At 67.8% G+C, this 4,731-nt stretch carries 2 protein-coding genes and 1 pseudogene; all 3 read left to right on the forward strand.

The features are described 5' to 3' along the window. Window positions 1-1,810 (forward strand): DUF4159 domain-containing protein (locus ACTS2Z_RS02725; protein ID WP_442571697.1); only part of this gene is annotated, 1,810 nt, incomplete at its 5' end. Further along, complete coding sequence (locus ACTS2Z_RS02730) at window positions 1,807-3,861, forward strand: hypothetical protein (protein WP_442571698.1); 2,055 nt, start codon at window positions 1,807-1,809, stop codon at window positions 3,859-3,861. The genes ACTS2Z_RS02725 and ACTS2Z_RS02730, both read left to right, overlap by 4 nt. A 64-nt stretch (window positions 3,862-3,925) precedes the next feature. After that, window positions 3,926-4,731, forward strand: a pseudogene (locus tag ACTS2Z_RS02735) (mechanosensitive ion channel family protein); the annotation flags it as partial.

A 4,731-nucleotide genomic window follows, 5' to 3' on the forward strand; every position in this document is an offset into this window, starting at 1 on the left:
CGGTGATAACCGCCAGCCCCTGCTCTCCGACCTGCATTATGCCGGGCAGGCGATTGCGCCCTATGCCGAGCTGGTGCGTGGACCGCTGGAGACGGTTCTGGCGGAATCGCCTTCGGCCCTCGTCATGGTCGATGCAGCCCGCACCGAAGACCCTGCCGTATCGGAGTTTGTCGAAGAGGGCGGCCTTCTCATCCGCTTTGCAGGCCCGCGCCTCGCAGCCCGGAGCGACGCGCTGCTGCCGGTCCAGCTGCGCGCCGGTGGCCGGCTTCTGGGCGGTGCGCTGAACTGGGAAGAACCCCAGCGCCTTGCCGCCTTCGCCGATGACAGCCCGTTTGCAGGGCTGAGCGTGAGCGAGGAAGCAACCGTGCGCAGCCAGGTTCTGGCCCAGCCGGAAGCCGATCTCGACCGGCGTGTCTGGGCTCGGCTGGAAGACGGCACCCCCCTCGTGACGGCGGATCGCCGCGGTAATGGCTGGATTGTCCTTTTTCACATCACCGCCGGACCGGATTGGTCCGACCTGCCCCTGACCGGCACTTTCCCGCTGATGATGCGCCGTGTCATCGCTCTGGCCGAAGGTGCGGGCGCGGGCGGTGCGGGAAGCGAGGGAAGCTGGCAGATCGAGCGGGCGCTGGATGGTGCGGGCCGTCTTGGTGCCCCGACGGGCCAGCCCCGCCCCATCGAGGCGGCAGCGTTCGCCAGTGCGGTGCCTTCCGGGCAGACACCGCCCGGCATCTGGCGCCTCGGCGCAGCAAGCGCCGCCCTGAACGCCACTGGCCCTGATACCGTGCTGGAACCGATCAGCCGCACCCTGCCGGGGGCGCTCTACGAGATTCGCGATGCGCTCAACGAGCGCCGTCTGGGCGGCCCGCTGCTGGCGCTCGCCCTCCTTCTCATTGCCGCTGACATGATCATCGCGCTGGCCTTTGCCGGACGGCTTCCCGCCGTGCGTGCTGCGCGCACTGCAGCGGCTATCGCCGCTGTCATGGCGCTGCCACTGCTGACAGCAGCGCCGGGCGAGGCGCAAGCCGAGTCCGGGCCGGCAGAAGCGGCGGCGCGGCCCGCCGACACCGCCGAAGCCCTGGACCGCGCGCTCGTCGTACGGTTTGCCTATGTGCGCACAGGGGATGCAGAGACGGACCGCATCAGCGCGATGGGTCTGGCGTCGCTCTCTGCCGAAGTGACCCGGCGCAGCTCCATCGAGCCGGAAGAACCGCGCGGCATAGACCCGGCAACCGACGAGCTGATCTTCTTCCCGCTCATCTACTGGCCGGTCCGCGCCGATGCCGCGCCCGTATCGGAGGCGGCTGCGGCCAACATCAACACCTATCTGCGCTCGGGCGGGATGATCATTTTTGATACGCGCGATGGCGGCGCGGGCACGCGCGGCGGCGCTCATCCAGGCCTTGAGCAGGTCATGCAGGGCCTTGAAATACCCGCGCTTGCGCGGGTTAGCGACGATCATGTGCTGGGCCGGACCTTCTACCTCCTGCGCGAATTGCCGGGACGGCTGGCGGGCGGCGAGGTCTGGGTGGAGTCCAATCCTGACGGCACCGCGCGCGACGGCGTTTCCGGCGTCATCATCGGCTCAGCCGACTGGGCGGGCGCTTGGGCACGGGGTGAAAACGGCATTCCGCTGCTGCCCGTGGAAGGCGGCGAGCGGCAGCGCGAGATGGCCTATCGTTTCGGCGTCAACCTCGCCATGTACGCGCTAACCGGCAACTACAAGAGCGATCAGGTCCATGTGCCGGCCATCCTTGAACGCCTCGGACAGGGAGGGCAGCGCACATCCCCGCTGCCGCTGGAGCGATGAGCGCATCAAGCCTTGTCCTTGCCCCGCTGGTCAGCGAATGGCTGCTGGCGGCACTCGCGGCCGTGCTGGTTCTCGCCAGCGCGTTTGCGGCCTGGCGCGGATTGCGCGGCTGGGTCTGGCGCCTGCTTGCCGGGCTTGGCGTGCTTGCCGCCCTCGCCAATCCCGCTCTGGTGCGCGAGATCCGTGATCCGCTGAGCGATATCGTCCTGGTGGTTCGCGATACCTCCACCTCCATGTCAGTCGGTGAGCGCAGCGAAAATGCCGAGGCTGCCAGCGCCGCCATTGCCCGCTTTGCAGAGGCCGATGACAGCCTGGACCTTGTTGAGGTGCGTGGCGGTGCAGCGCCTGACGGAACCCGCCTGATCGAGGAGGTTCGCAGCGGGCTCGGCGACATTCCCCGCAACCGGCTTGCGGGCATCATCGTGATCAGTGACGGGCAGGTTCATGACGTGCCCTCAGACCCGGCCGCACTGGGGCTCGAAGCGCCTTTCCACCACTTTGCGGTGGGCGATCCACGCGCCACGGACCGGCGCCTGATCGTCGAGGAAGCACCGCGCTTCGGCATCGTCGGCGAACCGGTCCGCTTCCGGCTGCGTGTCGAGGATGAGGGCGCTCCGGCCGGCACAGCCATGCTGACCTTGCGCCTTGATGGCGGCGATCCGATCCGCGCCCGCGCGACGATTGGCGAGACGGTGACCGTCGAGGCGCTGGTGCAGAACCGGGGCGCGAACGTCATCGAGATCGAAGTGGAGCCGGGTGCCAGCGAGCTGTCGCTGATCAATAACCGCGCTGCGGTGAGCGTCACGGGCGTTCGCGACCGGCTTCGTGTGCTGCTCGTCACCGGTGAGCCGCATAATGGCGCGCGTGCGTGGCGCAACCTGCTCAAGTCCGACCCGTCGGTTGATCTGGTGCATTTCACCATTCTGCGTCCGCTGGACCGGGGTGACGGAGCCTTGCCGGAAGAACTGGCGCTGATCGCCTTTCCGGTCTTCGAGCTGTTCGAGCTGCGCCTGCACGAATTCGACCTGATCATTTTCGACCGCTACCGGCGGCGGGGCATCCTTCCCGCCAACTACTTCCAGAACATCGCCCGCTATGTCGACGAGGGTGGCGCCTTGCTGATCACGGCAGGCCCGGATTATGCAGGCGAGGAGTCCATTGCCCGCTCGCTCCTCGCAGGCGTCCTGCCGGCCCGGCCCACCGGTGCGGTGCGTGAAGGGGCTTTCCGCCCGCGCATTTCGACCGCCGGTGAGCGCCATCCGGTAACCGCGCCGCTGGCCGGCGAGGCACAGGACTGGGGCAACTGGTACCGCTATATCGGCGGGCAGGTGCTGGCTGGCGAGACGCTGCTCGACACACCATCGGGCGATCCGCTTCTGGTTTTGTCCCGCCAGGGTCAGGGCCGCGCGGCTATCCTTCTTTCCGACCAGTCCTGGTTGTGGGCGCGCGGCCATGATGGCGGCGGCCCGCATGACGAGCTGTTCCGGCGCGCCGCTCACTGGCTGATGAACGAGCCGGAGCTTGACGAGGAGCGCCTGACGGCCTCCCTGTCTGACGGCATGCTGTCGGCAACCCGCACAACGCTCGCTGATACTGCGCCGGACCTTGAAGTCACCTGGCCATCAGGCCGCGAGGAAAGCCTTTCCATGACCGGTGATGGCCCGGGCCGTTTTACGGCTGCCACAGAGACCGGCAATGAAGCAGGACTGATCCGCTTGCGCTCCGGCGAGGCAACGACCGTCATCTCTGCCGGACCGCTCAATCCGCGCGAATATCTTGACCTGCGTGTCACACGCGACGCCCTTGCCCCTCTCACGTCCGCCACTTCCGGCAGCAGCTTCATGCTGGGCGGCGGCTCCGAGCCGGACATGCCGTCCTTGCGGCGCACCCGCGCCGGCGGCTTGCAGGCTGGTCCAGGCTGGGCCGGATTGCAGCGCAATGGCGCCTATACGGTATCGGAATCGCGGCGCACGCCGCTGGCACCGGGCCTGCTGGTCGCCGCCCTCATCCTCGCCCTGATGGGTATGGGATGGTGGCGCGAAGGCAAATAGTCAGCCCCGCATCCTGAGGCCAGCGCCCTTGCCGCTCCTTGCGGGCAGGCCTAACCTCTGAGCGATGGCAACCGACGCACCGGCCCCTTTCTCCACCGAGTGGACCGCAGCCCTGCTGGAACAGGCGCGCGGCGTGCTGATAGAGGCGCGTGACGTCCTCATCACTCCCGAGATGGGTTTGCAGGCCGGGGCAATAGCACTGGCCTTCCTCGCCGCCTGGCTGGTGCGCGCGCCCGTCAGCGCCGGGCTGGAACGGGCCTTCGGCTGGCGTTTCCTTGCCCGGATCAGCGACGCGCCGCGCACGCTCATCGTCTCGCTGATCGCGCCGGTTCTGGCGTTCGTGATCCTGACGCTCATGAGGATCGGCTTTGACGAGACCGGGCTTGGCAGCTTCGCGATCAACCTTGCCGCCAGCCTGACCGGCGCCTGGGTGCTGATCCGCGTCCTCACGGCCTTTATCGCCGAACCCTTCTGGTCGCGCACGGCGGCCACGCTGATCTGGTTTGTCGCGGCCCTCAACATTGTCGGCCTGCTCGGCCCGCTGACCGTCCTTCTGGCGTCGGCCGGGTTTGATGTCGGGGAAAGCCGCATCTCGCTCCTGACGGTCGTACGCGCGGCCATCCTGCTTGCCGTTCTCTACTGGCTCGCCAGCCGCGTCTCAAAGCTGCTCGCAGCTCGCGTGGAGCAAGTGCCGACGCTGACGCCGTCCGCGCGACTGCTGATCACCAAGAGCGTGCAGATTGCGCTTCTGGTCGTGGTGGTCGCCGCCGCGCTCTCGATTGCCGGCATTGACCTTTCCGCGCTGGCCATCTTCTCGGGCGCTGTAGGCCTCGGCATCGGCTTTGGCCTACAGAAAATCTTCTCCAACCT

The organism is Glycocaulis sp. (assembly GCF_052168375.1).
Lineage (GTDB): Bacteria > Pseudomonadota > Alphaproteobacteria > Caulobacterales > Maricaulaceae > Glycocaulis.

What these genes read in the sequence shown, in the direction of transcription:
- ACTS2Z_RS02730 (WP_442571698.1), top strand. Translation starts at nt 1,807, where the DNA reads ATGAGCGCATCAAGCCTTGTCCTTGCCCCGCTGGTCAGCGAATGGCTG.